Annotated in this window: 26 protein-coding genes and 3 tRNA genes; 13 read left to right on the top strand and 16 right to left on the bottom strand. The window is 37.2% G+C overall.

What is annotated here, in order from left to right; genetic code table 11:
- Window positions 1–41: 41 nt before the first annotated feature.
- Both lnt and SKM54_RS07550 read right to left on the bottom strand, forming a co-directional pair.
- Entirely contained in the window at window positions 42–1,601 is a 1,560-nt protein-coding gene (gene lnt / locus SKM54_RS07555) for an apolipoprotein N-acyltransferase (protein ID WP_321095028.1), read from the bottom strand.
- Window positions 1,598–2,437: an HlyC/CorC family transporter gene (locus tag SKM54_RS07550; protein ID WP_154772041.1), complete on the bottom strand. Its 840-nt coding sequence runs from the start codon at window positions 2,435–2,437 to the stop codon at window positions 1,598–1,600. The genes lnt and SKM54_RS07550 overlap by 4 nt, the downstream gene beginning before the upstream one ends.
- 195 nt (window positions 2,438–2,632) lie before the next feature.
- Between SKM54_RS07550 and tusA the strand changes: the two genes are divergently transcribed.
- A complete protein-coding gene (tusA, locus tag SKM54_RS07545; protein ID WP_154772042.1) occupies window positions 2,633–2,890 on the top strand; it encodes a sulfurtransferase TusA in 258 nt (85 codons plus the stop codon).
- A gap of 142 nt (window positions 2,891–3,032) precedes the next feature.
- Here tusA and SKM54_RS07540 read toward each other — a convergent pair whose 3' ends face one another.
- On the bottom strand, window positions 3,033–4,745 hold the full coding sequence (locus SKM54_RS07540) for an electron transfer flavoprotein-ubiquinone oxidoreductase (protein ID WP_321095027.1): 1,713 nt from the start codon (window positions 4,743–4,745) through the stop codon (window positions 3,033–3,035).
- A gap of 183 nt (window positions 4,746–4,928) precedes the next feature.
- Between SKM54_RS07540 and SKM54_RS07535 the strand changes: the two genes are divergently transcribed.
- The 5 genes from SKM54_RS07535 (at window position 4,929) to SKM54_RS07515 (ending at window position 9,299) form a co-directional block, all read left to right on the top strand.
- Window positions 4,929–5,540: a DUF1285 domain-containing protein gene (locus tag SKM54_RS07535; RefSeq protein ID WP_154772044.1), complete on the top strand. Its 612-nt coding sequence runs from the start codon at window positions 4,929–4,931 to the stop codon at window positions 5,538–5,540.
- Between the two features lie 46 nt (window positions 5,541–5,586).
- A complete protein-coding gene (gene murI, locus SKM54_RS07530) occupies window positions 5,587–6,450 on the top strand; it encodes a glutamate racemase (protein WP_321095025.1) in 864 nt (287 codons plus the stop codon).
- 74 nt (window positions 6,451–6,524) lie between these two features.
- Window positions 6,525–7,553, top strand: a complete 1,029-nt coding sequence (locus SKM54_RS07525) for a DUF4062 domain-containing protein (protein WP_154772046.1) — start codon at window positions 6,525–6,527, stop codon at window positions 7,551–7,553.
- A 67-nt stretch (window positions 7,554–7,620) separates the two neighbouring features.
- Window positions 7,621–8,634, top strand: coding sequence for a ferrochelatase (gene hemH / locus SKM54_RS07520; RefSeq protein WP_321095024.1), 1,014 nt, complete (start codon window positions 7,621–7,623; stop codon window positions 8,632–8,634).
- A 20-nt stretch (window positions 8,635–8,654) separates the two neighbouring features.
- Window positions 8,655–9,299: an MBL fold metallo-hydrolase gene (locus SKM54_RS07515; protein WP_321095023.1), complete on the top strand. Its 645-nt coding sequence runs from the start codon at window positions 8,655–8,657 to the stop codon at window positions 9,297–9,299.
- A gap of 70 nt (window positions 9,300–9,369) precedes the next feature.
- Here the strand turns inward: SKM54_RS07515 and SKM54_RS07510 are convergent, their stop codons facing one another.
- On the bottom strand, window positions 9,370–9,555 hold the full coding sequence (locus SKM54_RS07510) for a DNA gyrase inhibitor YacG (protein ID WP_321088407.1): 186 nt from the start codon (window positions 9,553–9,555) through the stop codon (window positions 9,370–9,372).
- Window positions 9,556–9,641: 86 nt separating this feature from the next.
- On the opposite strand from SKM54_RS07510, the gene SKM54_RS07505 reads away from it, so the two are divergent.
- Both SKM54_RS07505 and SKM54_RS07500 read left to right on the top strand, forming a co-directional pair.
- Window positions 9,642–10,301 carry a class I SAM-dependent methyltransferase gene (locus SKM54_RS07505; RefSeq protein WP_321095049.1) on the top strand — a complete coding sequence of 220 codons (660 nt, stop codon included), beginning with the start codon at window positions 9,642–9,644 and terminating at the stop codon, window positions 10,299–10,301.
- 6 nt (window positions 10,302–10,307) lie between these two features.
- Window positions 10,308–11,504, top strand: a complete 1,197-nt coding sequence (locus SKM54_RS07500; RefSeq protein WP_321095021.1) for a TIGR03862 family flavoprotein — start codon at window positions 10,308–10,310, stop codon at window positions 11,502–11,504.
- A gap of 65 nt (window positions 11,505–11,569) precedes the next feature.
- Here SKM54_RS07500 and SKM54_RS07495 read toward each other — a convergent pair whose 3' ends face one another.
- Together SKM54_RS07495 and SKM54_RS07490 are read right to left on the bottom strand one after the other, a co-directional pair.
- Window positions 11,570–12,133, bottom strand: coding sequence for a hypothetical protein (locus SKM54_RS07495; RefSeq protein ID WP_321095020.1), 564 nt, complete (start codon window positions 12,131–12,133; stop codon window positions 11,570–11,572).
- 12 nt (window positions 12,134–12,145) lie between these two features.
- Window positions 12,146–12,970 (bottom strand): class I SAM-dependent methyltransferase, encoded by an 825-nt coding sequence (locus SKM54_RS07490; protein ID WP_321095048.1) that lies wholly within the window; start codon window positions 12,968–12,970, stop codon window positions 12,146–12,148.
- Between the two features lie 78 nt (window positions 12,971–13,048).
- Here SKM54_RS07490 and SKM54_RS07485 point away from each other — a divergent pair, with 78 nt between their 5' ends.
- From SKM54_RS07485 to SKM54_RS07475, 3 genes are all read left to right on the top strand, one after another.
- The gene (locus SKM54_RS07485; RefSeq protein ID WP_321095019.1) at window positions 13,049–14,323 is read left to right on the top strand and encodes a hypothetical protein; all 1,275 of its coding nucleotides are present in this window, start codon (window positions 13,049–13,051) and stop codon (window positions 14,321–14,323) included.
- Window positions 14,324–14,474: 151 nt separating this feature from the next.
- Window positions 14,475–14,678: a hypothetical protein gene (locus SKM54_RS07480; RefSeq protein WP_321095017.1), complete on the top strand. Its 204-nt coding sequence runs from the start codon at window positions 14,475–14,477 to the stop codon at window positions 14,676–14,678.
- 187 nt (window positions 14,679–14,865) lie between these two features.
- A complete protein-coding gene (locus SKM54_RS07475) occupies window positions 14,866–15,822 on the top strand; it encodes a 2-hydroxyacid dehydrogenase (RefSeq protein WP_321095016.1) in 957 nt (318 codons plus the stop codon).
- A gap of 59 nt (window positions 15,823–15,881) precedes the next feature.
- Here SKM54_RS07475 and SKM54_RS07470 read toward each other — a convergent pair whose 3' ends face one another.
- The 6 genes from SKM54_RS07470 to glyQ form a co-directional block, all read right to left on the bottom strand.
- Window positions 15,882–16,445, bottom strand: a complete 564-nt coding sequence (locus SKM54_RS07470) for a hypothetical protein (protein WP_321095015.1) — start codon at window positions 16,443–16,445, stop codon at window positions 15,882–15,884.
- Window positions 16,446–16,645: 200 nt separating this feature from the next.
- Window positions 16,646–17,035, bottom strand: a complete 390-nt coding sequence (locus SKM54_RS07465) for a hypothetical protein (RefSeq protein ID WP_154772057.1) — start codon at window positions 17,033–17,035, stop codon at window positions 16,646–16,648.
- A 131-nt stretch (window positions 17,036–17,166) separates the two neighbouring features.
- Window positions 17,167–18,081 (bottom strand): hypothetical protein, encoded by a 915-nt coding sequence (locus SKM54_RS07460; protein ID WP_321095013.1) that lies wholly within the window; start codon window positions 18,079–18,081, stop codon window positions 17,167–17,169.
- Window positions 18,062–18,589 (bottom strand): DUF6932 family protein, encoded by a 528-nt coding sequence (locus SKM54_RS07455; RefSeq protein ID WP_321095012.1) that lies wholly within the window; start codon window positions 18,587–18,589, stop codon window positions 18,062–18,064. Before SKM54_RS07455 ends, SKM54_RS07460 begins: the two co-directional genes overlap by 20 nt.
- Before the next feature lie 100 nt (window positions 18,590–18,689).
- A complete protein-coding gene (glyS, locus tag SKM54_RS07450; protein WP_321095011.1) occupies window positions 18,690–20,759 on the bottom strand; it encodes a glycine--tRNA ligase subunit beta in 2,070 nt (689 codons plus the stop codon).
- On the bottom strand, window positions 20,759–21,742 hold the full coding sequence (gene glyQ / locus SKM54_RS07445; protein WP_154771801.1) for a glycine--tRNA ligase subunit alpha: 984 nt from the start codon (window positions 21,740–21,742) through the stop codon (window positions 20,759–20,761). Before glyQ ends, glyS begins: the two co-directional genes overlap by 1 nt.
- A gap of 244 nt (window positions 21,743–21,986) precedes the next feature.
- Between glyQ and SKM54_RS07440 the strand changes: the two genes are divergently transcribed.
- Complete coding sequence (locus SKM54_RS07440; RefSeq protein WP_321095010.1) at window positions 21,987–23,090, top strand: HPP family protein; 1,104 nt, start codon at window positions 21,987–21,989, stop codon at window positions 23,088–23,090.
- Window positions 23,091–23,152: 62 nt separating this feature from the next.
- On the opposite strand, the gene SKM54_RS07435 is transcribed toward SKM54_RS07440, so the two are convergent.
- On the bottom strand, window positions 23,153–23,410 hold the full coding sequence (locus SKM54_RS07435) for a PspC domain-containing protein (protein WP_321095009.1): 258 nt from the start codon (window positions 23,408–23,410) through the stop codon (window positions 23,153–23,155).
- Between the two features lie 243 nt (window positions 23,411–23,653).
- Here SKM54_RS07435 and SKM54_RS07430 point away from each other — a divergent pair, with 243 nt between their 5' ends.
- Window positions 23,654–24,262 carry a hypothetical protein gene (locus tag SKM54_RS07430; RefSeq protein WP_321089347.1) on the top strand — a complete coding sequence of 203 codons (609 nt, stop codon included), beginning with the start codon at window positions 23,654–23,656 and terminating at the stop codon, window positions 24,260–24,262.
- Window positions 24,263–24,518: 256 nt separating this feature from the next.
- Here SKM54_RS07430 and SKM54_RS07425 read toward each other — a convergent pair.
- From SKM54_RS07425 to SKM54_RS07415, 3 genes are all read right to left on the bottom strand, one after another.
- Window positions 24,519–24,594 (bottom strand) — tRNA-Lys (locus SKM54_RS07425).
- A 60-nt stretch (window positions 24,595–24,654) separates the two neighbouring features.
- Window positions 24,655–24,730 (bottom strand) — tRNA-Lys (locus SKM54_RS07420).
- A gap of 20 nt (window positions 24,731–24,750) precedes the next feature.
- Window positions 24,751–24,826 (bottom strand) — tRNA-Lys (locus tag SKM54_RS07415).
- Window positions 24,827–24,948: the final 122 nt, after the last annotated feature.

The following is a 24,948-nucleotide window of genomic DNA, read 5'->3' as shown; positions in this document are numbered from 1 at the left end:
GACATGATCTCGGTTTTTTTATTTTCTAAATAAATTTTTCTTTAACGTCTAGATTTAAACGACACATCAATTTTACGTGGGCGGAATTTTAAGCCCAATAAAAGTAGAAGGGCAGAGAAGATCAGCACAGGCCAGTCGCTTAAACGTGTGTAAATCGTTTCACCTTGCATTGCAGGTAAATCACCACGTAATACGATTGCTTCATCCATTGGTGCGCGTTTAACAATTTGTCCCTGTTCATTAATAAAGGCAGTTACGCCTGTATTCGTTGCACGTATGAACCAACGGCCATTTTCTTTGGCACGCATTTGTACCATTTGTAAATGTTGTTGAGGGCCAGCGGTTCCTGTAAACCAAGCATCATTTGATACCGTAATTAAGAAATCGCTATTTTGTGCATTACGTCTGGTTAAATTTGGATAAGCAACTTCATAGCAAATTGCAGCACCTAATTTATGGTTTTTAATAGACAGTGCGTGTTGATTGTTATCTCCACGAGAAAAACCAGCCATTGAAGGGTCATTTTGCATTGCAGGTAAAACCCAAGCCAATAAGCCTGATAATGGAATATATTCACCAAAAGGAACTAAGCGTTGCTTTTTATACAGTCCCTCAGCTTCGTGTCCAGACGCCATAATACTGTTGTAGTACATGAGGCGGTTTTCTTGCTGAGATGTTTTAGGATCTATATAAATAATGCCTGTGACCCAAGCTGAATTCATATTTTTTGCTTGGTAAGCCATAGAATTCAAGAAAGGTTGAATTTCAGTTTGTGGCATTGGAATGGAAGATTCTGGCCAAACAATTAGGTCACGACCCCATTCTTTTGAAGTTAAATCTGTATAAATTTCTAAAGTTTTAACTTGGTATTCTGCTAACCATTTTCGGTCTTGTGGAATATTTCCTTGAACCAATGAAACAGATAACGGCATTTCATTTTTTGGTGTGACAAATTGAATGAAAGATGCTGCAAATGCACCGATCAGCAATATTGCAGAAGGAATAATCCAAAATACACGTTTTTGAATAATTTCAACTAAAGCACATGCTAAAATAATAACAACGAATGAAACGCCAAAAATACCAAATAGCGGTGCGTAATTATCTAAGAAGCGTTCTGTGAATGCATAACCTGCAAAAAGCCAAGGGAAGCCTGTAAATACCCAAGTTTTTGCCCATTCAAAGAACACCCAAAGTGGTGCAAATGTTAATGGTGTTTCTGGGAAAAAGCGTCTATATACCCAAGTTTGAACTGCGGTAAACAGTCCCATCGTAATTGCCATGAGAGCAATGAGAAGCACACTCAAAGCAGAGTTGGTATCGCCATAAACATGGATGGAGGTATAAAGCCAAAATGCGCCAACAAACCATAAGCCAAAACCATAAGCCCAACCAATTAAAGCAGCATGCTTTGGACTGCGGTTGCGTAAGGTCGCATAAAGTAGGGCAGGCGATAAAATAGCAAGCCACCAATAATGGTAAGGTGCTAGGGCAAAACTAAAAACTCCCCCTGCTAATAATGAAATGAGCAAAGGGTAAATTAAAGGCAATTGTTCTTGTTGTTCAGATGGTTTTAACAACTTATTAAAAGATGTCCTCATTTACGTTTGGCTCTTATGAGGTGAATGGTACGTGAATCTGCTTCTAGAATTGTAAATTCCCAGTTATCAATTTCAACAACTTGACCTTCTAAGTCGCTTACTAAACCAATTTCTTGTAGTAATAAGCCACCAACAGTTTCAACTTCATCATCTGAGAACTCAGAACTTAAAACATCGTTAAAATGTTCAATTGGTGTGAGTGCCTGAACAATCCACGTATTTGCTGTTTTAGGATCTTCATCTGGAATGATGTACTGTGCTTCTTCATCAATTTTGTCGTGTTCATCTTCAATTTCACCGACAATTTCTTCTAGAATATCTTCAAGTGTGACTAAGCCAGACGTTGTGCCATATTCATCAATCACAATTGCAATATGCGTTTGTGTGTTTTTAAGCATACGTAGAACTTGGTCTGAACGCGCACTTTCAGGAACAAATAGCGGTTGACGCATTAATGCGCGAATATCCACTTTTGTATTTGGTTCTGTTAGAAATGGCAGAAGATCTTTTGCCAATAAAATACCCACAACATTGTCGGGTTGGTCAGAAGAGAATACAGGAAAACGTGAATGTGCCGATTCTACAAGCACATGTAAAATATCAAGTAACTCATCATCTTCTTGTAAGCTAATCATAGAAGTACGCGGAGTCATAACTTCGCGAATTTTTGTTGCAGGAAGGTCTAAAACACCTTCAAGCATTGCAACGGTGTCTGGTTCTAAAAACCGACGTGAATCTTGTACTAATTTTAGTAGCTCATCGCGAGTTTCTGGTGCCGTACCTAACCATTTGCGTAAGCCACGCATTCCCCACGATGGGCTTGATTCGTCGTGCATGATCTTTCCTGAAGACTCTTAAAATATCAAAAATGTAATTTTATCATACTGAAGAAAATATTGATGTCTACCTATTAAATAGTTGTATATCCATAATTTTTGTGTAGCGCTTTTCAATTACGCAACAGTTTGTGTTACATAGAGAATTCGCGCTTTATGCTAGAATATAAACAGTCTAAATTTTTGAGTTTTATGATGTCTGATTCATTTATTGAACCCAGTATTCAATTAAATACACGTGGTTTACGTTGTCCTGAACCTGTCATGATGTTGCATCAAGCCATTCGTAAGTCTAAATCTGGCGATGTGGTTGAAGTTTTTGCTACAGATAATTCTACCTCTTGGGATATTCCAAAATTCTGTATGCATTTAGGACATGAATTATTACTTCAAGAAGAAAAATTAGATGAAGATGGCAATAAAGAATTCCATTATTTAGTAAAAAAAGGCTAAAGCTTTTTAAGCTATAAAAAATCCCTGCACTTGGCAGGGATTTTTTATTATATGATTTGATCCAAATTACATATTTGGATATGAGAAGCACTGCTTCGCAAGATGAGGTAGGTAAAACATAGTTTTATCTGCCGCAAGGACATTACATGTTAGGGTAGTTAGGACCACCGCCACCCTCAGGTGTTACCCAAGTAATGTTTTGAGATGGGTCTTTAATGTCACAAGTTTTACAGTGAACACAGTTTGCTGCATTAATTTGGAAACGCTTAGAACCGTCGTTTTCTTCCATAATTTCATAAACACCAGCAGGGCAATAGCGTTGAGCAGGCTCATCCCATTTTGGTAAGTTTACATTTACAGGAATAGACGCATCTGTCAGTTTCAAGTGAGCAGGCTGATTTTCTTCATGTACAGTGTTAGATACAAATACTGAAGACAAACGGTCAAATGTAAGCTTGCCATCTGGCTTAGGATAGTTTGGCTTGAAGTTAGCGGCATCAACAGTTTTTAAAGCACTAAAGTCAGGAATTAAATCGTGAACTGTAAATGGTACTTTAAATACGTTTTGGTCGATGAAGTTAAATGCACCACCAATCCATTGACCAAATTTGTGCATTGCAGGGCCAAAGTTACGAGCGCTGTAAAGCTCTTCTTTTAACCAACTGTTGTTGAATTTTTCTGTGTAAGCCGTTAATTCTTTAGCAAAGAAATCTTCACCTTCAGTTACACGAGCAACAGCTAGATCACCGCCTTTTTCAACACCAGCAGCAATTGCTTCAAATACTGCCTCGCCACATAACATGCCAGATTTCATAGCCGTATGTGAGCCTTTAATTTTGGCAAAGTTTAGGAAACCTGCATCATCACCAATTAAAGAACCGCCAGGGAATGTGAATTTAGGAAGTGAGTTAAAGCCACCTTTAACCACAGCACGTGCGCCATAAGAAATACGTTTACCGCCTTCAAGGTATTGCTTAATTAGCGGATGTGTTTTCCAACGTTGCATTTCCATAAATGGATACATGTGTGGGTTGGTGTATGAAAGGTCAACAATCATACCTAAAGTCACTTGGTTGTTTTCTGCGTGGTATAACCACCAACCGCCAGAAGAACCTGTTTCGCTTAAAGGCCAACCTGCGCCATGCATAACTGTACCTGCTTTATGTTTAGCAGGATCAATTTCCCAAAGCTCTTTAATACCAATACCGTAATGTTGTGGATCGGCATCTTTGTCTAGGTCGTATTTTGCGATAAGACGTTTGCCTAAATGACCACGACAGCCTTCTGCAAAAATAGTGTATTTCGCATGCAGTTCATAACCTGGTGCAAAGTTATGCGTAGGTTCGCCATCTTTGCCAATACCCATATCACCGGTTTGAATACCTTTTACAGTACCATCTTCGTGATAAAGAATTTCTGAAGCGGCAAAACCAGGGAAAATAGAAACTTCTAATTCTTCTGCTTTTGTACCTAACCAACGAACAACGTTACCTAATGAAATAACATAGTTACCTTCATTGTGCATGGTTTTTGGAACCATCCAATGTGGTGCTTCTTGTGCTTTTTCATCTGACATTAAGAAGTAAGTTTTGTCTTCTGTCACAGGTACGTTAAGCGGAGCGCCTTCTGCTTTCCAGTTCGGGAACAACTCATTTATTGCGCGTGGTTCTAACACAGCACCAGAAAGAATATGTGCACCAACTTCGGAGCCTTTTTCTACGACACAAACGGAAAGATCATTTAGGTTGTTTTCAATTGCAAGTTGACGAATTTTAATCGCTGCAGAAAGACCAGCTGGTCCTGCGCCTACGATTACTACGTCAAACTCCATCGATTCACGTTCGATGTGTTCCATGTCGGACTCCTCATTAGTAGCGAAGGTGGCATCCGTAATTTTTCAATTCGGTGCTGCCATGAGTATCTGTACCCAGACACAATATATATCGTGTCTTTTGTAATGTGCGCTAGTATAGTTTTAATCAGTGATCTAGCCAATTGGCTGAATCATATTATTTTTCCGTCTGTAGGGCATTCATTTATGGTTAATCAAAATAATTTACCAAATCCGACGAAAAAACTAGCGATTTCTGATAATAAGAATTTAATGGGCATTGCACAATACTTAAAAGATGGACAGTACGGTCATAAAAAATCTATTCCACCTTTAGACCAATGGCACCCAAAGCATTGTGGCACAATGAATTTGCAGATAAAAGCAAATGGCGAATGGTGGCACGAAGGTCAATTGATTAAAAGACAGCCACTCATTGAACTGTTTTCTACAGTGCTTTGGAAAGAAGATGGAAAATTCTATTTAAAAACACCTGTCGAGCAAATAGAAATTGAAGTTGAAGATGAGCCTTTGTTTGTAAATCAGGTCGATTTAGTTGAAATAGAACATAAAACGTATATTCAGCTTCAAACCACAACGCAAGACATCATTATTGTAGATGAAGACCATCCTATTTTTATGCGTGAATATGAAGGTGAGTTGCGTCCTTATGTGCATGTGCGCTTTGGTATAAATGCATTAATTCAAAGATCTTCCTTTTTTCATTTGGTTGAAATGGGTGAGTTAAAAGAAAATGAGCAGGGTGATGCATTTTTATTATTAAAAAGTGGTGATTTACACTTGCAATTAGGAACCTGAGGTTTAAGCTTTAATCATCTTATTTCGCACTTTTGAATGTAAAGATATGTCCGCTATTCAACCTATTAGTCCTTTAAATGAACCGATGCATAAGGCGCAAGCTAATGCACCTATCGGAATTTTTGATTCGGGCGTAGGGGGCTTATCTATTGCAATAGAAATTGCACGACATTTACCAAATGAACATATTGTTTATTATGCAGATACGGCAAATGTTCCTTATGGCCCACGAGATGATCAAAATATTCGTGAGCTGACAGCGCATGCAATTGAATGGTTATATCGTAAAGGTTGTAAAGTTGCGGTAGTAGCTTGTAATACAGCATCTGCATTTAGCTTAGATTATTTGCGCGAACATTATGGTGAAAACTTTCCTATTATAGGTTTGGTGCCTGCGCTTAAACCTGCTGTGCTTCAAACAACAACAAAAACGGTTGCTGTGCTCGCAACACCTGCAACTTTTCGTGGAAATTTAATTAAAGACGTTGTTGAGCGTTTTGCTATTCCTGCCAATGTTACCGTTCTTCCAATTACTTGTTTAGAGTTAGTGCCATTTGTTGAAGCAGGTGAACAAATGAGCGAAGAATGTTTAACGACATTACAAAAAATATTACAGCCTGCTGTAGATCAACAAGCAGATTATTTGGTTTTGGGTTGTACGCATTACCCATTTTTGAAGCCTGCGATTCAGTATATTTTTGCAGAAAAATTAAAATTAATTGATTCTGGGCAAGCTGTAGCACGACAAACATCCCGCATTTTAATAAAAAATGAGTTACTATTTGAACAGGGACTTTATTCAGATTTACGTATTTCTTGTTATGTAAGTGGAAATAATGCAGATACATTAACACCCGTATTGCAGCATCTTATTCCGAGTGATTTAACTTGGGAAATAAAAAATATTTAAAATTCATATTTTTAGACGTATTATTCTTAAAGTTAAATGAATTTAAAAATATATAATGTATTAAGGGAAACCCAATGCTAGATAAGCGTTATCAGGTTTTTATCTCTACGTCTGGAAGCGAAATGCAACCAGAGCGAATTGTTGTGTCTCAAACTTTAGTGGGCATGGGTTTTTTCTCTTGGGGTTTAGAGCAACGGACACCTTTAAGTACCACTTTTGCACGCCGTCAAATTGATGATTGTGATTATGTCGTGGTGATTTTAGGTAGCCAATACGGAGAGCAATCTGTATCTGGTGTAGGGTATATGCATCTTGAATATATTTATGCAGTGACCAAGCAAAAACCAATTATTGCTTTTATACATGAAGATCCAGATTCACGTGATGAATCATTGCATGATGAAAAGCCTGAATTGCGTGAAAAATTTAAAGAGTTCCGCAAAATTATTATGCAAGAAGTTGACCAAATTTTTACATATCGAACTATGCGAGATTTAGAGCTTGCTGTACGTTTAAATATGTCTCAGATTTTAGAAAGATATCCTGTTTTGGGATGGGTTCGTCCACAAAATACACAGGCATTGCATGATGAAATTGAAGCGCTTAAGGCTAAAATTGTGCAATTGGAAACAAGTGCAGGAACACGAGAAGCCGATCCATTTTTAAATGTTCAAAAAGTTTCAATGCATGAAGACTTTGCTTTTGAATATAGAATGCATGCTTATCAAGATGGTAATTTTAAAGAATTAAATGCAATGCGCCGTATGAAGTGGGCACAATTACTCAGTGTTTTAGGTTCAGCATTTATTAATCCTACACCTGAAGATTTTTTTTCTAAGTGTATGAATGAATATTTAAATGAAACTGGACTTTCAGACGCACAAGAGGAAATGCCTCGAGTACATGCAATTGCCCGTGCGCAAATTAATGTTCGTGCTTTACATGCTATTAAAATGCAAATGCGTGAAAATGACTGGATTGTGCCATCAGGTCGAGATGATCGTCAGCGGATGCTTTGGAAAGTTACGCCAAAAGCAAAGCGTCTTCTAGAAAGTAATTTATTAGATAATGATCGGACTTTACAATTTAGATCTCAGAATTAATCAATATCAAGAATACCTAGAAAGCTGTTAAAGTAAGCCTGTTCAATCTTAATGAGAAGAAGGCTTGATGATGACTGCAGCAAAACCCAAAGTTACAATTATACTTGCCAACTTAGGTACGCCAGATGAACCTACGGTTCCCGCAGTTCGTCAATTCCTAAAGCAGTTTTTGTCCGATCAGCGTGTCATTGAAATTCCAAAACCTATTTGGCAAATTATTTTAAATTTGTTTGTTTTACCATTTCGTCCTAAACGCGTAGCACATGCTTATGAAATGGTGTGGAATCAAGATTCACCAATGCGTGAAATTTTAATGCAGCAAGTTGAAGCTGTGCAGAAATCACTAATTCAGCAATATCCTGAATTTGAATTGAATATTATTCCTGCGATGACCTATGGCAATCCGGGAATTGCATCGGTTTTAGAAACCTTAAGTCAAAATCCGCAAGATCACGTCATATTATTTCCATTGTTTCCACAATATTCCGCAACATCTACAGCGCCATTATTTGATGCTTTTGCAAAATGGATTCCGAAGCAACGTAATTTGCCGGGCATTTCATTTATTCGCGATTATTATCAGCACCCACTTTATATTCAGTCTTTAGCGCAAAGTGTGCGTGAGTATCAGACTGAACATGGTAAAGCTGAAAAATTATTGATGTCATTTCACGGTATTCCGCAACCTTATGCAGATAAGGGAGACCCCTATGCAGACCGCTGTCGCTTAACAGCAAAACTAGTCGCAGAGGCTTTAGGTTTATCTGAAAATGAATGGGCAATTAGCTTTCAATCTCGCTTTGGAAAGCAAGAGTGGGTGAAACCCTATACCGATGTTTTGCTTGAAGATTGGGGTAAACAAGGTGTTAAATCTGTGCAAATTATGAGTCCAGCTTTTTCAGCAGATTGCTTAGAAACCCTTGAAGAACTTGCTATTCAAAATGAAGAAGTATTTAAGCAGGCTGGTGGTGAAAGTTACGCGTATATTCCTGCATTAAATTCACGTGATGATCATTTAGAATTGCTCAATCACTTGCTTCAAGCTAATCTTGATGCATTAAAGCAAACATTAGCCCACTAAATACCTGAGGTTTTCGCCATATGTTGCAAGTCAAAATTGTGCCTGTCACGGCATTCCAGCAAAATTGTTCAATTGTTTGGGATTCTGAAACCAAAGAAGCCGTTTTGATTGATGCAGGTGGCGATGCCGAAATATTAAAAGCTGAAGTAGAAAAACTGGGCTTAACGGTGAAAGAATTATGGCTAACGCATGGTCATTTAGATCATGCAGGTGCTGTGGGCACATTGAAAAAAGTGTGGTCTGTTCCTGTGATTGGTCCGCATAAAGAAGACGCTTTTTGGTTAGATCAAATTCAAGAAGTTTCTGCACGTTATGGTTTTCCAATTCCTGAAAAAGTAGAAGTGGACCAGTGGTTAGAAGGTACAGAAGTTTTAACGTTGGGCGAAGAAGAATTTGAAGTACGCTTTGCACCAGGACATACACCAGGGCATGTGATGTTCTATAACAAAAAATATAGTTTGTTATGGACAGGTGATGTGTTGTTTAAAGGCTCTATTGGGCGTACAGATTTTCCACGCGGAAATCATCAACAATTGTTAGATTCTATTCAACGCGAATGCTTTAGCTTGCCAGATGAAACACAATTTATTTCAGGTCATGGTCCACTAAGTACCATTGGCTTTGAAAAACAGCACAATCCATTTGTAGCAAGTAAAGCAGGCTAATTTTATAGCCACATTTACGCCATAAAAAAAGGTCTGAATATTCAGACCTTTTTATTTGTCATTTTAAAAATTAATACTGATCTTCTTCACGACCACCATCTGCTTGTGGTGCATCTTGAGTTGGCAGTTTATAGCCTTCATTTGCCCATGCACCAAAGTCAATCAGTTTGCATCTTTCAGAACAAAATGGGCGATATGGATTATCTTCCCAAGTGGTCAATTCGCCACAACGTGAGCAGTTTAAAGTTGTAGGCATTCAAAAACTCCAAATGAAAACGGATGATTCAATTAGTCAAAAGCAATTGCACTTGTTAGACTTGTGCAGATTTTTATTAGTTTGATCTGATTATGCCAATTCGTCAATTTCAAGCACAGCGTATGCATGCTCCTCGAGATTTCCAAGCCATTTCTAATGAACCTATTTGTGTAGAAATTGGTGCAGGTAAAGGAAAGCACGCGCTACTTTTTAGTGGACAAAACCTAAATAAAAAATTGATTGCGGTTGAACGTACACGTGAAAAGTTTTTGGCTATGCAAAAACAGCATGGTATTGAAGGTCAAAGCAATTTTCAGCCTGTTCATGCAGATGCTTTACCATGGGTGGTTCATGCATTATTTCCTGCGCAAATTGAGCAATTTTTTATTTTGTACCCAAACCCAGAACCGCATAATCCTGCACAGCGCTGGTTAAATATGCCGTTCTTTGAGTTTTTAATTTCTCGTTTACAAGAGGGCGGTACAATTACTTTATCCAGTAATATTCCTGAATATATTGAAGAAGCACAAAACCAACTTATAGATGTATGGAAGCTTCCTTTCGTAAAAGAAGTGATTCCTGCAACATCGGCACGTACGCATTTTGAAATTAAATATTTAGAGCGTGGCGAATTATGTCAGCAACTTATTATTACCAAGCCTGAAAACTACACAACACGTTTTGATGATTTTCAGCCTTTACAAGGTGTGAATCAAACAAATGTCACTGAAGTGAAAGCGGATTAAGTTTTCATGAACAAGCGCGTTGCAATTATTGGTGCAGGTCCTGCAGGACTTATGGCTGCTGAAGTGCTTAGTCAGCAAAATTACGATGTTCATGTGTATGAACAAAAGCCATCTGCTGCTCGTAAGTTTTTAATGGCAGGCAAAACAGGTTTAAATATTTCACATGCAGAACCTGTAGATGTTTTTGTACAGCGATATGATCGGGTGGAATGGTTAAGCCCTTGGGTCAAACAGTGGGATGCCAATTGGATTCAAGCGTGGATGAAAAGCTTGGGCATTGAATCTTATATTGGTACGTCAGGGCGTGTATTTCCCATTGAAATGAAAGCTGCGCCATTGCTTCGTGCGTGGTTAAAACGCCTTATGGATGATGGTGTTAAATTTCACTATAGACATCAAGTTTTAGACTTAAAAGATGCAACTTTAAGTATTCAAAACCTTGTCTCTGATCAAATTCTAGAAGAAAAATTTGATGCCATTGTTCTGGCTTGCGGTGCAGTTTCTTGGTCAAAACTCGGAAGTGATGGAGCATGGCAGAAATGGCTGAATACATCTGAAATTGAAGCATTTCAAGCGAGTAATGCAGGCGTAGAAATTACGTGGTCTAAGTTCATGCAACCTGTATTTGGCGAACCATTAAAGCGCGTTGAAGCTTGGGTAAATAATGGCGATAAATCGAGTGGTGATATTGTCATTAGCCATTATGGTTTAGAAAGTGGCTTGGTGTATAAACAAGGTCGCGCTTTACGTGAGCAAGTGAAACGTGGTGAATCTATGGCATTAACCTTAGATTTATTGCCCGATCAAAGCGTTGAGCAACTTGCAAAAAAATTACAGCCAAGTAAAAAACAATCGTTAAGTAATATTTGGCGTAAAGCAGGCTTAGATACAGCAAAAGCAAATTTAGTGCGTGAGTTTGTTGCCAAAAATATTTGGACAGATGCAAATGCATTGGCACAGCATGTGAAGAATTTGGTGATTCCACTCAATGGCTTTAGACCTATTGAAGAAGCGATAAGTTGTGCTGGTGGTGTAAAGCAAGAAGCATTAACTGAACACTTACAGTTGAAGTCGAACCCTGCATTATTTTTATGTGGTGAAATGCTCGATTGGGATGCCCCGACAGGCGGTTATTTGCTAACAGCATGTTTTGCCACAGGTCGCGCAGCAGGCGAAGGTGTACATCAATACTTAAGTCAGTAGATGAATTTAGGTATTAAAAAAGGAATCGAAGTCGATTCCTTTTTTATGGTGTGTTTTATTTCTTATTAAGGATCAAGCTGAGCTTCTATTTCAGGGTATTGAGAACGCCAATTTTCAAGTTGATCTTGTGCGTGTAAATAGCCGCCTAATCCTTTCAATTTATCTTCAGATAAGCTTTTATCATTGAGTGTTTTGTCTTTATGTTGTTCTAAAAGCTTTAATTGCTGATCCCAATAGCCTGCAATTAAACCTTGAATATAACGACCTTGTTCAGTTTTTAAATCTAAATTTTTAAGCATTTCCGATGCAGAAACTAAATTATCTTTTTTACGTGTATATGAAAATTCAGCGGTTAAATCACCAGACTTCGAAAGCTTAATTAATTCATCTTCCATTTCATCGCTTACTTGAGTGTAGCGATAATCGTAGTCTACAAGTAAAAGAATATCGTGCTGATCATTTGGTGTTTTGTCGAAATTCCGAATCGCTTCAGATGATAATTCTTGCATGACTTTATCTTCAGGTGTTACTTCATCTGAATGTTCTGTATTTTTATTGCCACACGCACTTAATAAAAATGCAGAGCAAATAAGTGCAGGAAAAGCTACGCGTTTCAGAGAAATATTCATGTGAAGATCATCCTATTCTGTCGTTATTTTTTCAAAAACATAAACATGCGTGGTATATGGAAAATCGATAGGGTTTTGTGCAGATTTCCCTGTATGTTCATAAATGATTTTTTCAAATTGTGCTTTTAGTTCAAGCTGTTTGGGCTTAGGCATTGCAGCAATAAAACTGGTTGAAAGTAAGCGCTTTGAAACCACTTGTTCCACTGTACCATGATGCAAATGCGGAATTGTAGTTTCTTGATAAAGTTTGAATAAGCTTTGTTGTTGAAAGGCTTTTTGCCATAAATTGCTATGGTAGCGAGGTGTGTCGCCTTCAAAAGGTGAAATTAAATCTGCTAAGGCTTTTACCCAATTTACGCCAATATCTCGCTGATTCCAAATAAGAACTAAATAGCCATTGGGTTTTAATATACGGTGAATCTCTGTTAATGTTTCAATATTGGCAAACCAATGAAATGATTGCGCGCAGGTCACTACATTTGCTGTTTCTGCTTGAACAGGAATATTGTGGCTAAATGCTTGCAAGGTTTGAACATTTGGATAAGCTTGTTCTAATTGAGCCAACATTTCATCAATGGGCTCTACAGCTATAATGTGCTGTGTTATTTGTTGTAAATAAGGTAAGAATTTGCCAGTCCCAGAACCAAGGTCTAAGAGCTTGGTTTCTGAGCTAAGTTGGAGCCGATCTTGCAACCAAAGTGCTATACTTTGTGGATAACTTGGGCGAACCTGCTGATAAAGTTTAGCAGCCGAGCTGAAGCCTTTTTGTGCGGAAGAATGTAAAGATTGTGTCATATTTTGCGATACTTTATCTCTCGTGCATCTATAAAATAACATATTCACTTGTGATTACTCGCAATAGCATTGAATTGTAAACTTAATATGCAATAGACGAACTTATTGCTTGGTGTGGGAATGGACAAACAGATAATTTTTGAAGACGGACATATTCGCGCTATTTTTCTAAAAGGTTCATCAAAAGAACTGGTTTTTTCTTTTGGCGATTTAATTACGCGTGCCAAGGGTTTGTCTATTAATGCCGAAAAATCTTTAGAAAAGTTTCAATACAATGTCATTGGTGTAATGCCAAAAGAAAAATCGTGGTTTCCTGAAAGTTCTATTCGCAATATGTTAGAAGCGATCGCGGACTTTATTGCACCATTTGAAACACGTTTAGGTTATGGCGGTTCAATGGGTGGCTATGCTGCAATTAAGTATTCAAACCTTCTGAATTTAAAGCGAGTTATTGCACTTGTACCGCAGTTTTCAATAGATCCTGAAGATGTAACCGATTTACGCTACAACATGTTCTTTCATGCAGATGTAAACCAAAACATGAAAGTGCAAGCCAAAGATGTATCTGCGGAACGTGAATACATTGTGGTGTACGATCCTTATTATGATGAAGACCGCGCACACTACGTGAAGCTTCAAGAAGTATTACCGCAAGTTCATACCTTACATTTGCCATTTACAGGGCACGATGCTATTGCAATTTTGGCAAGTTCAGAACTGTTAAACGACTTTTTAACCCAAGAATTTGATGAAACTTATTTTTATAAAAAGATTCGTCAGGTGAAAAAGAACAGTAAGTTTTATTATCGTAAAGTCATTGAAAAATCACTGAAAGAGCACCGTGCATCTTTAGGGAAAATCCTTAAAAATAATGATTTACAGCTTGATAGTAATTTCTTTGATGCTAAACAAAAACAGCAACTTATTCGTTCATTATTAAGCAATAAGCAGGTAGATGAGCGCGATTTAAATAAACTTGGCGTGCAAATTAACATACCGCAAGAAAGTCGTAGCTTACTGCTCGATAATTACGGTCATGGCTTGGTGTTTAACGTCATTAGTCAAAAAATTGAAAGTTATGCTGAAAAAGCAATTGCGCTGAATCATAAATTACTGATTCCAATTTATGCTAAAGGCACAGGCTTAGTTCAAATTCACTTAAATGACGAACGTTACATTGTGGCAATGAATGATCGTTTGGTGATGAAGCTATTCAAAGAGCAAGATGCTTTAGGTGTAGGCATGAGCCCACTCATTATTAAAAAGTATGAAGATTATTTTGTAGTGAGCTACAAAAACCTAAATCTTGCAAGTGATGAGTTTGGCGGTAACGAATTTATAGAAGATGTTTCTGAAACTGCAAAATTTGTATTGGAATTAGAAAGCGATTCTTAACTTACAAATATATTTTTTGAGTGTGCAATATCCATCACAGATATGAATTTCAAATACGGCTTTCGTCTAATTTTGTACTATTGCTTTATTTTTAATTCAAACTAAGATGAATTTAACGATAAAAATATCATTGGAAGATAAGAGTCGTGTTATGGCAAACAATATTCTGAATATTTCATTGTTCACGCTATTTTGTTTAACTTTCTCGAATTCTGCATTTGCTGAAACCTCAATGTATCCTGCCTATTTCTTCTTTGGTAGCGGTATTCTTTTGGTATTGGCGCTTGCAATTTATGTCGTAAAGCAAAGTATTTTGTCTGTTAAAAACCATTGCGATAAAAAGCCTGCGAAATAGCAGGCTTTTTGATATTTGAAAGATCTTTAATTTTTATAATCACAACATTGCTTTATAAAATGGAAAAATAAAGCATTTAGAAAAGTATAAATAGATCTATTAAATATTTTAAATGGGCTTAAACTGTTTGTAATAAGCAGGGGATTTTTATCTCTTTAAGTTCTATGAATAAAGCAAGGAATGCAGCATGAAAGCCGTGTTTTTAGATTATGCATCTTTAGATCAAAATGACTTAAATTTTAAAGATTTAGAAAATATTTTTGATGAATGGGAAATTTATCCAAGTACATCTTCAGAACAATTATTAGAACGAATTCAAAATGTTGATGTCATTATTAGCAATAAAGTTGTGGTAAATGCAGAAGCAATTCAGCAATGTCCAAATTTAAAACTCATTTTAATTTCGGCTACAGGTACAAATAATATTGATTTGGTTCAAGCCAAAAAACAGGGCATAGTTGTTTGTAATTGTCAGGCTTATGGCACGTCTGCCGTGGCGCAACATACGCTTATGCTTATGCTTAATTTGGCGACATCTTTCAAGCAATATGAACGTGCTGTGCAAAATGGTGATTGGAATAAAGCATCGCAATTTTGTTTACTCGATTATCCAATTATTGAGCTTGAAGGAAAAACTTTAGGTATTTTAGGCTATGGCGAATTGGGCAAAGCAGTTGCGAAACTAGCTGAAGCTTTTGGTATGAAAATTTTAGTGGGCGCTTTGCCAAATAGACCTGTTCAGGAAAATCGCATTCCGTTTAATGAATTATTGTCTCAAGTCGATTTTTTAACGTTGCATTGCCCACTTAGTGCAGATACACAAAATTTGATTGATGCTAAAGCCTTTGATGCAATGAAACCGAGTGCATTTTTAATTAACTGCGCGCGTGGCGGTATTGTGAATGAACAAGACTTAGCAGATGCATTAATTGCAGGAAAAATTGCAGGTGCAGCAACAGATGTACTCATGGTTGAGCCACCGAAAGATGGCAATGTGTTATTAAATTCTGAAATTCCAAATTTATTGATTACTCCGCACAGTGCTTGGGGCAGTGTGGACGCACGTCAGCGTATTGTTCAGCAAATGGTGGAAAATGTAGAAGCCTTTAAAAAAGGTCAGCCAATTCGCCAAGTGAATGCATAATTAAAAGAATAAAAAGCCCATCTTATGATGGGCTTTTTTATAGCTGTTTAATTTTAGATTTATCTAGGAATAGATGAGTCTGTATCTGTGTTAGTTGTATCTGTATTTTGTGTTGTGTTTGAAGTTACAGGTGTTTGAACTTCATTTTTCTGTACGACTGTTGCAGGTTCTATAATTTTCGGTTGTGGTGCAGGAATGCTGTCTAAAAATGTTTTTGGTTGATTGTCTGTAGAAGACTGACTTAGTGAATGTTGAACAATTAGGGCTTTATCTTCAGGGTTGCCAAATACACCTTCTTTGGCTTTGGTTACTGTACGGTTAATACCATTTGCTGCTTTATCTGCGGTTTCTTCGCTAAAGTCTTTGGTATTTTCCCAAGCTTGTTCTGCTTTTGGTTTTACTTTAGCTACACCTTTTTGTACGCCATTATCAATTTTTACTGCGGTTGTATCTATTTTCTCTTTCGCTTTATGACCTAAAACTTTAAAGATATTCGGATTATCTCCATAAGCAGGAGATTGTTTTACAGGCTGTGCTGTTTGTGCCGTTTCTGTTTGGGCAAATAGGGGCGTAGTGGCAAGAATTGCCGAAACAAATAATACTGCTTTCGATTGATTGATCACGTAGATGGATCCTCTTTTTTCTATATTGGCTGTTATTCAAAAATAATCTTATCGGCTTTTTTTGAGGCAATGTGGGTTTGAGATTAAAACCATACAGGTTTGTAACATGCGCTCAACATTCAATGCTTTTATTCTACATATAAAAAAGCCTTTGCTTTAGAAGTCTATTAAAACAAAGGCTTTTGGGTTTGCACGATGCATTAGTCACATTGTTCTAATGCTTCTTTTGCAAAGTTGTTACGCAATGCAAGGAAGTTTTTTTGTACTTCTGGTGCGTATAGGTCAAATGCTGTAGCGGTGCTTGTACCGTCTTGTGCAAATGTTGCTGTACCTGCTGAAATAAGGGTTAGACCTTTAAATGTCCATTGTTCTACAACTTTGCCTGACTCGAGTTGACCTGTGAACTCAATAACGCATTTGTCTGCGAATTTGTTGAGTTGTGCTTTGTTTTGAGTCGTTTCAGGATGTACGCCTACGTTTTCTATTTCCTGTAAAGCGCCTGCTTGAATTTGTGGAATAGTTGGGGCAGATGTACATGCAGTGAGTGCGAAACCAGCAAGTGCTGTCAAAATGATGGCATTTAGTTTCATAAGTTCCATTTCTTTTTGAATGTAATTCATTTCAGTATAGGGAATTAGATGAGAATAGGCTATAGCTTTAATGTTTTTTGAATATAGTGATGCAGATGTAAAATAGCATTGTTTTAATGGCTGATTTCCATCTATATCACTTCAATAAAATCATAATTTTCAATAGTTTTTTCAAAAGTTGGATGTGTGCTGATGTGTTTCATTACTTTTATAGTTACAACTTGATTAATACGTAACTTTTCAATCTCATGGAGTACAGTTTTTTCTAAACGAATTCGGTAGGTTTTTTTATCTTCATCGATAAGATTGATTTTTCCTGAATGATCCAAACTTTGAATGTTTCCTGAAATTTCACATATAACTGGTTCAAGAATCTCTAAATCATTCAAGAAAAGTAGAGCCTTTTCAATTTTTTGTGCATTGCCCATCCAGTAATGTTTCTTATTGTGGTGAGAGTTCCAGTTAATTTCAAAGTCCAAATTATTGCTTTTTAAGGCTGAGAGCATGGATTTAATACTTGTAATGCCTCTATAACCCATAAGTGAGAAAATTTCCTGATTTTTTTCGGGATTATCTAATGATTGAAAAAATGAGAACCAATATGAAAGGGTATTTTGAGATAGGCTCCATCCGAATAAGTCAGGCTGAACTTCTAAACTAATAATAAACTTTGTTGAACCTGAAACGATATTTGCTAAACGAAGATCTAAGTCAGATTGGTTAACAAAGTCAGCATGTTTCTTAGGAGTTCTTACTTTTGTCGAAAGTGTAATCAAGCTCTCAGCTAAACCTTTTGACAAAGTTGCATGTAGCATCAATGGAAGTGAGCCATTTTGAGCTTTTTCACCTATGAAGCGGACTTCCAAAATTTCTTTTTCTCTACGGAGTTGTAGATCGTGTAGTTGCTTTCTGAGGTCATTTATATGTTCTTTAAAAGAATTAAATGAAGCCATTTTGAAGCGATCATTTTTATCTAAGGTATGGCTATCCTTATTGAGCGTTTCTTCAGCTAAACGTATTTGTTCTTCAAGAGTAGAGATGTTCATGAGAGTTTACTCGAAGTTGAATGAAACCTTTAGCTTCAGATAGTTGATTGTAACTGAAAAGACTACGCCAATAATGATAGCGATCTACCTCGCTCATAGTGTTGAAAAACAAGTCACACCCATATCGGGTGCGAATTGTATTACGATTTTGTAGAAATGAAAGTAACTCATTATATTTTTCGGACGAAAGTTTATTGAGGTCTTCTTCATTGAGAAATAAAACTATATCAATATCACTAGGATGTGGCTTTTTTGAACAAAATGATCCGTCTAACCAGATGATCATCTCAACTTGATATGCTGCTAATTCCTGAACTAATGCTCTTAGGCGGTTGCATAAATTAGCTCGTGTTCTTTTCTCTTGAAAAGGAACAAGTACGGTACTTTCTAGATTTTCTAGAGAAATTTTATGGACACCGGGAGCTAATAAATGAGGATAAATAACTTTTCCTTCATGAAGTCGCGCAGGATCTTTTTCTATGTTTTCTGTAAAATGATTATCTATCATGTTGATATATAGTTGTTATCATTAGGTTTTTTATATCATAAATATAAGGATTTAAAAATAAAAAACCCGCTCTAAAGCGGGTTTTTTTTATATCTAAATCTTAATGCTGTAATACCGAAATATCAGCCACTTTCGTAAACAAGTCACGTAATTGAGCAAGCATGCGTAAACGGTTCGCTTTTAAGTCTGCATCATCAGCCATTACCATTACACCTTCAAAGAAAGCATCTACAGGCGCGCGTAACGCAGCCAAAGCAGAAAGGGCTGCAGTGTAATCCTTCGCAGCAAATAAAGGCTCAACTACAGGCGTTATTTTTGCAAGTTCAGCGAATAATGCTTTTTCAGCATCTTCAACCAAGTTTGCTTCAACAACATCACCTGTAGGAGTCGCTTCTTTTGCAAGAATGTTCGCAACACGCTTGTTAGCAGCAGCAAGGGCAGCAGCTTCAGGCAATGCACGGAAGTGATTCACCGCATTTACGCGCTTGTCAAAATCAAGTGGTGATTTTGGCGACAATGCTTGAACAGCTTGAATTACATCAACCGCAACGCCTTGGTCTTCGTATTTCGCACGGTAACGACCTTCTAAGAATGCAACAGCATCATTTAAAGTCTTATCGTGATCTTTCAATACATCGCCATAAGCAGCCAAAGCAAGCTTGATTAAATCTTCAATAGACACATCAAGATTGTTTTCAGTTACAAGACGCAAAATACCAATTGCAGAACGACGCAGTGCAAATGGGTCTTTAGAACCTGTAGGCGCTTGACCAATACCAAAAATACCTGTGAGCGTATCTAAACGGTCAGCTAAAGCAATTGCAGTACCTGTTTTAGTTTTAGGTAAAACATCGCCTGCAAATTTAGGTAAATACTGCTCACCTAAAGCTTCTGCAACTTCATCATTTTCGCCTTCAATGCGTGCGTAGTAAGTACCCGCAATACCTTGAAGTTCTGGGAATTCACCAACAAGCTCAGACGTTAAGTCACATTTTGCAAGAAGTGCAGCTTTTTCAGCATCTTCCGCTTTTGCACCTGTAATAGGCGCTAAAGCAACAGCCAATTTTGCAATACGTTCAGATTTATTCCAAAGCGTACCCAATTCTGCTTGGAAAACCATATTTGCAAGTTTCTCTTTACGAGAAGCAAGCGGTTGTTTTTGGTCTTGTAAGAAGAAGAATTCAGCATCCGACAAACGTGGACGAACAACTTTCTCGTTACCTTCAATAATTTGTGTCGGGTCTTTAGACTCAATGTTTGACACAGTAATGAAGTAAGGTTGAAGTTTGTTATCTGCATTTACTAAACAGAAGTACTTTTGGTTGTCTTGCATCGTTGTAATCAATGCTTCTTGAGGAACAGCAAGGAAGCGTTCTTCAAAACTTGCACGAAGCGCAACAGGCCATTCAACCAATGCTGTTACTTCATCACGAAGATCCGCAGGCACAATCGCAATAGCATTTACTTCATCAGCCAAAGCTTTTACTTGACCGTCAATAATTGCCTGACGCTCTTCAAAGTTAGCAACAACGTAAGCTGCTTTTAACTTCGCAAGATATTCATCTGCATTTGCAAGTGTGATTGCTTCAGGTGCATGGAAACGGTGACCATAAGTCAGGTTACCTGCTTTGTGATCTTGAATTGTTGCATCAATCACATTGTTATCTTTAAGCAAAACAACCCATTTTACAGGACGTACAAATTCTGTACGGCTTGCCGCAGAACGCATACGTTTTGCAATTGGAAGATTATCCAACGCATTTTGTAAAATTTGCGGAAGTAAAACGTCAAGGCTTTGACCTTTCACGTCTTTTAAGTAGCATACTTTTTCAACTTTACCTGCTTGGAAAGTCGATACTTGATCAACCGTAATGCCTTGACCACGCATAAAGCCTTCTAAAGCTTTCGTGGCATTGCCTTCAGCATCAAACGCAGCTTGTTTTGCAGGGCCGTCAAAACGTTTTTGCGTGTCTGCTTGCGCGCTATCTACATTTACAATTTTAAGTGCAAGACGACGTGGTGCTGCATAAGCTTCGATAGAGTCAAACGCTAAGCCTGCATCTTTTAAGCCTTTTACAGTTTCAGCGTGTAATGCATCACGTAATTTTTTTAAGCTTTTTGGTGGAAGTTCTTCACAGCCTAATTCGAACAATACTGTATGTTTAGACATTATTTGCTCTCCTTAGATTCAACTTTTGCTTCCGCTTCAACTTGTGCTTTTAATTGTGCAAGAACTTCATCACGAAGTGCAGGTTCTGCCATTGGGAAGCCAAGCTTCGCACGAGCAGCAACATAACTTTGTGCAATCGCACGAGCCAATGTACGTACACGTAAAATATAACGCTGACGTTCAGTTACAGAAATTGCACCACGCGCATCTAACAAGTTAAAGCTATGAGATGCCTTAATTACTTGTTCGTATGCAGGAAGTGGAAGTTCTGCTTCCATTAAGCGAGATGCTTCAGCTTCGTAGAAGTCGAATAATTCAAACATTTTTTCTACGTTTGCGTATTCGAAGTTGTAAGTCGATTGCTCAACTTCATTTTGATGGAATACATCGCCGTAAGTTACTGTACCAAATTGACCTTTTGTCCAAACAAGATCGTAAACAGAATCTACACCTTGAAGGTACATTGCTAAACGCTCAAGACCGTAAGTGATTTCGCCTGTTACTGGGTAGCATTCAACACCGCCCACTTGTTGGAAGTAAGTGAACTGAGTTACTTCCATACCGTTTAACCAAACTTCCCAACCTAGGCCCCAAGCGCCTAGTGTTGGAGATTCCCAGTTATCTTCTACAAAACGAATGTCATGAACTAAAGGATCAATACCAATTGCTTTTAAAGAGTCTAAATAAAGCTGTTGGATGTTGTCTGGGTTTGGCTTAAGCACTACTTGGAATTGGTAGTAGTGTTGTAGGCGGTTTGGGTTTTCACCATAACGACCATCTTTAGGACGACGTGAAGGCTGAACGTAAGCAGCATTCCAAGTTTCAGGGCCTAAAGCACGTAAGAAAGTAGCTGTGTGGAATGTGCCTGCGCCCATTTCCATATCGTAAGGTTGTAAAATTACACAGCCTTGTTCAGCCCAGTAGTTTTGTAAGGCAAGAATTAAGCCTTGGAAAGTATCAATATGCGATATGGCGCGACTCATGGTCATCCACTTAAAATTAGAGAAAAATTGTAGTCAATTATAAGGATTTTAAAGGGTAGAGGCAAAGGTTATGAACAAAAGGGCGAATGTTTAAACAATTTATTTCAAGACTGAATTTATAGTAAAAATGGATGGTGTCTAAATTCAGTTTAAACAATAACCATAAGATATAAAATGAATACATCTTAAAGCTTTGATAGTTTTATACTGTGGCAAATCATAAAAATGAATATGTAGGCAGAATATGCTTCAAAATCAAGCCAACTGGTTAAATACCCTAAAGCCTAATTTCAAAATATTATCTTTAAAAGACCGTTTGATTTGTGCGGTTGGCGCTTTGCTTGGACTGGGATTGTCCTCGTTGATCAGTTGGATTGCGCTAAATGGTTTTAATGCTTGGTATATCGCGCCTATGGGAGCATCTGCAGTTTTATTATTTGCAGTTGCTGCGAGTCCTTTGGCTCAACCTTGGAATGTGATTGTTGGTAATACAATAGCAGGCGTGATTGGCGTAAGCTGCGCTTTATGGATTCCTAATTTAACAATTGCTTTTAGTGTTGCTGTTGCATTGTCTATTTTTCTTATGATGACAACAGACTCATTACATCCACCAAGTGGTGCTGTCGCTATTACTGCGGTATTAGGTGGGGGAGAGGTGCATAATTTAGGTTATGCTTTTGTTTTATATCCTGTTTTATTGAATTCTATTTTACTGTTGATCATTGCAGTTATATTTAATAGATTTATGGGAAAACAATATCCACAGAAAGCTCAAATCAATACACGATCGGCAGACCCTACAGCTTTGCAGAAGGTATCTGTTCAGCCAAAAGATATTCAGCAAGTATTAGCAAAACAAACTGAACTTCTTGATATTAGTGAATATGATTTACAACATATTATTTTAGAAGCCCAGTATTTAGCAGACGCTAGAAAGCCTGAAACATATACCTGTGGTGACATCATGACTAAAGATGTTATTTGCTTATATGAAAATGATGAAGTTAAAGATGTTTTAGCAAAATTTAAACAAATAAATTTGATGAGTTTACCCGTTGTGAATACGCAAAATATTTTGATTGGAACTTTGGCTTTATATGATGTGATGGAGTGCTTTAATCGCGAACCTGATATGAAGTTTGCGTGGGGGAATCAGGTACAAGATATTATGAATAAAAAAGTCATTACAGTTAAGCCTGATCAATCTATTCAAACACTTATTCCATATTTTGTGGAGCGTTCTTTTAACTACATTCCTGTTGTTGAAAATAAAAAGCTTATAGGAATTATTAGTCGAGCCGATATGATTGCTGTTTTAAATCAGCAACTTCGGGAAAGTGGAAAATAGTAGGCGAAAAAAAAGCTACGATATCTTGGGGAAAATATCGTAGCGACCACAAGGTCAAAAGTTTAGGCTCGGTCATCATTTACAGTACGCATAGGTGTTTCATAACCAGACGTATGCTGTAATTCAATTTGCTTTTTAGGCATTAAGAACCAAAGAATTAAATAAACCAAAATACCTGGAAATGCTGCGCTCATAATTGAAACGACAATAAAAATAATGCGAAGTGAATTTGCATTCCAACCAAAACGTTCAGCAATACCACCCATTACACCAGCAATCATTGATGAGCGGTTAGAGCGATATAAACCAACATTGGTCATCTAGTTCTCCTTAAAATTAGAACAATCAGTAAGTTGTATATAAAATATGGAGCTATATTTATAAATTTAAAGTCTTTATAGAAACTAAATCGTTAAAATGTGTAACTGCTTATATCTGTGTATTCTATATCACCCTAAAATAACAATTAGTATGAGACAGTGTAGTAAACGTTTCATTATTAAGTGATTTGTGTAATTATTTAAATAAAGTTTCTGGCTTCATATTATATGAAAGGTGAATTCATGTTGAATCGCATGATATATCAGAATTGCATTTTTTCTCTTTTAGCTTTAGGGATGGTAGCTTGTAATCAAGAGCAATTTAGCGAAATTTCAGCTGATGAAAATGCAACCTTTCAAACAGCAAGTAAAGATGATTACGAGCCAGTAACAGGGAAAAAATTGACAGATGTTGCAGGGCAAACCGCAGTACCTATTGAAGAAGAGGGTTTAAGTGTATCTGTTTCAGACAATGCGCTTCCTTATGTTGGACGCTATCATGTTGTTGTCGATTGCAAAGACCCAATAGTTTACTGTGAAAAAGGAACAGCAGATTTTATTTTAAATTTATTACCCGATGGTACAGCGCATAGAACAATTATTCACGCGGGTTCTATTACCTTTGCATCTGAGCATCAATATCGTCAAGATCACTGGAAATATGATGATATAAATCATCAAATTATTCTACTTCGTATGAGTGGTGTAGAATTTTTTTACGATATAGATAAAGATAAAAATTTAATTATGAACTTAGATAAAATTGCGAATGCAAGTGAAGTGAATAAAAAGTTCTTTCAAGATGGACATCCATTTCCGCATGAAGCTTATGTTATAAAGCGAGAAACATAATTTTGAAAAAGTCCTTTAATGGGGCTTTTTTTATATCTAATAAAATATGTGGTGAGTAGATAAGGTAATGGCTTTTAGTTGCTATGCTTAAAGTTTAAAAGTTATTTAAATAATGTATTAAAAAACAATAGAGACACTAAAGAATATTATTTCGAGTGTAGAGAATTAAAAATGGGAAATTTGAGATGTATTTTAATTTTAAAAAGCTAAGTTTCGATTCTTTAGAGAATTAAGAATGAGGAGCTTTGAAGATGAATGGTGGGTCGTCCGCGACTCGAACGCGGGACCAATAGATTAAAAGTCTACTGCTCTACCAACTGAGCTAACGACCCATTCAAAGGTTTTGTATCAAATTAGATTTGATGGTTTCTAAAACAGAAGTTTTAGAATGATGGTGGGTCGTCCGCGACTCGAACGCGGGACCAATAGATTAAAAGTCTACTGCTCTACCAACTGAGCTAACGACCCATCAGGGGTGTCAAAAGAAATGGTGGGTCGTCCGCGACTCGAACGCGGGACCAATAGATTAAAAGTCTACTGCTCTACCAACTGAGCTAACGACCCTGAACCAGCACTCAAGCGTTGCTTGAATGTGTAGTGCAAGAAAACTTAGAAAGTTTTTAAACACCACTTCGTTTGATGGAGCGTATTGTAGCAAGTTATGAAATGAGCGCAAGTAAAAAATT

It is taken from the genome of Acinetobacter faecalis (assembly GCF_034187745.1).
Lineage (GTDB): Bacteria > Pseudomonadota > Gammaproteobacteria > Pseudomonadales > Moraxellaceae > Acinetobacter > Acinetobacter faecalis.
This window is presented reverse-complemented; position numbering and strand designations above follow the sequence as displayed.